General features: G+C 66.8%; 3 protein-coding genes. 2 read left to right on the forward strand and 1 reads right to left on the reverse strand.

The window, feature by feature from the left end; all coding sequences use genetic code 11:
- Positions 1-369 (forward strand): periplasmic heavy metal sensor (locus ACESL5_RS08190; RefSeq protein ID WP_372592293.1); only part of this gene is annotated, 369 nt, incomplete at its 5' end.
- A 313-nt stretch (positions 370-682) separates the two neighbouring features.
- Here ACESL5_RS08190 and ACESL5_RS08195 read toward each other — a convergent pair.
- Entirely contained in the window at positions 683-907 is a 225-nt protein-coding gene (locus ACESL5_RS08195; RefSeq protein WP_372592294.1) for a hypothetical protein, read from the reverse strand.
- 281 nt (positions 908-1,188) lie between these two features.
- Here ACESL5_RS08195 and ACESL5_RS08200 point away from each other — a divergent pair.
- A partial coding sequence (locus ACESL5_RS08200; RefSeq protein WP_372592295.1) for a hypothetical protein occupies positions 1,189-2,174 on the forward strand: 986 nt, incomplete at its 3' end.

Below are 2,174 nucleotides of genomic sequence, written 5' to 3' on the forward strand. Positions count from 1 at the left end.
CCCGGCATGATGCAGGGCTACGGGCCAAACGGTGGTTACGGCCCGGGCATGATGCAGGGTTACGGCCCCGGCATGATGCAAGGCTATGGGCCCGGCGCCGGTTACGGGCCGGACTGGAACACCCTCACCGACCGGCAACGCCAGCGCCTGCAGGACGTTCAGCGGGAGCACCAGGAAAGAAACTGGAAGCTTATGGAGCAGATGCAGGAAGAACAGCAACGCCTCTACCGCCTCAACCAGGCACCGAGGCCCGACTACGACGCGATCGAGAAATCGACACGTAACCTGAATGAGCTCCAGCAGAAGATGAACGAACGCCACATCCAGACGCGCAAGCAAATGCAGGAAGTCCTGGAAGGCGACGACTGATCGCATCCGCCGACAACCGGCACACGACGGAAGAAGCCGCCCCGAGGGGCGGCTTCACTTCGTTGGTACCGGGCAAAGGCAGAGATCATGTCAGGACAGGCCGCCGATCGTGCCGCTCGGCAACGCTTCACTGGCATGGGGCCGGTCGTCGACAAACTGCCTCGCGCCACACGGGGATCGCTGCGCCATCGTCACCCCGCGCCTCCCGAGCTTACCGGGGGCACATCGATCCGGGCACGAAAAGGCCCGGCACGCCTTCAGGCGCACCGGGCCGGTATCTCGGTCGCCCGCAGGTGCGGGCCGTCGGGTTGCGTCAGCCGGCCTTGGCCAGTGAACGGGCGTGCTCGACCGCGTCATCGAACACCGCGGTCTCGTACACGGTCTCCGGGTCCCCCGGGAAGGCCATTCGCCCGTTGGACGACCCCTTGCGCGGACGGGTAGTCGGCCGCTGGACCAGGTACATGCCGTCGGTTGCCTGCTCGACAGTGATCTTGCCGTTGCGGTAGAAGCCGCGTTCCGTGTCCATCTGTTCTGCCATTGCTGGTGTACCTCTCGGTTTGTCGACATGGCGCCGCCGAAACGGTCAGCGCATCGTCATGCACGGGGCGTACGCTGCCAATGCACGACCGGCCCCCGCACACCCACCTTAAGACAAACTCGGTCGGCGCGTTATCCCGGCGACCGGCGAAGATTCTCCGCTCCATGCCACGCGAACCGCGCCCGGTTGCGCTCTGCACGCCATTGACGCCCCGATGTGAGAGAGTTTTAATTCTTTGCGCCCTCGACAGGAAAGTCGTTCATGAACCAGGGAGTGGGCCCATGCTGCAACTGTCCCCCAGCCGCCACGCCAACGTCATCGCGGTCCTCGTCATCCTGCTGCTGGCCGCCGGATTCGGCGCCATCATGCTGGGCAAGTCGAAGATCAGCGCCGTCGGCGGACCCATGACCATCGCGGCCGACCCCGAGGGAAACTTCCACTTCCACGCCGGCGATTTTCTCTACGCTGTCACCGCCGAGGGCGAGGTCACGCATCGGGCCGACCTGGCCTCGCTGGGCCTCGGAGACCGGATCACCGACATGCAGGTCAGCGGCGCGTTCCTGCTGGTCGGGGATGCCGACACCGGGGCGATCGTCTGGTGTGCGCGGGATCTCTCCGGCTGCTCCCGGCGAACGCCCCTGCCGGAGATCAGCCGCAGCAACGTCTTCCATTTCCACCACGATGCGACAAGCGACCGACTGTTCCTCGTCAGCGGCGACCGGATTCACGTGATCGGAACCGACGGGCGGCACGTCCGGCAACTGTCCGTCCCCGACGGGCTGGACCATCCGAACACCATCCGGGCCGGTCGCGACGGCACACTGGTGATCGCGGACACCAACGGCCACCGCATCGTGGCGATCGATCCCGACGAGACGTCCCCCTCGCCGGTCCTGGCGTTCCGGACCGACATCGGGGACGGTCGACCGGATCGCAACTGGCCCGTGGCCGCCGTGCAGGACGGCGACGGCCTCGTCTGGATGCTCAATACCAACGGCATGCTTGCCGACGGCGATCTGCTGCTCGTCGATCCGGACCGCCCCAGCGGGCGTCGGCTCGGGTTGCCAGAGAACGCCGACCCGCATTCGCTGGCCGTCGTGCCGGGGGGCGTACTGGTGACCGACCCGGCCGGTCCGGCCATCCTCCGGGCCGGGCCGGACTCGGACCGGGCGGAGCGACTGGCACACCCGACGCTGGATGCCGTGTTCACCCCCCTCATCGAGACACGCGAAGGCTGGCTCCGGTGGGTCTCGGCAGGATGGCTTCT

Source organism: Guyparkeria sp., from assembly GCF_041687595.1.
GTDB lineage: Bacteria > Pseudomonadota > Gammaproteobacteria > Halothiobacillales > Halothiobacillaceae > Guyparkeria.

Coding starts and splice junctions, on each gene's coding strand:
- ACESL5_RS08195 (WP_372592294.1), bottom strand. CDS start 907: ATGGCAGAACAGATGGACACGGAACGCGGCTTCTACCGCAACGGCAAG.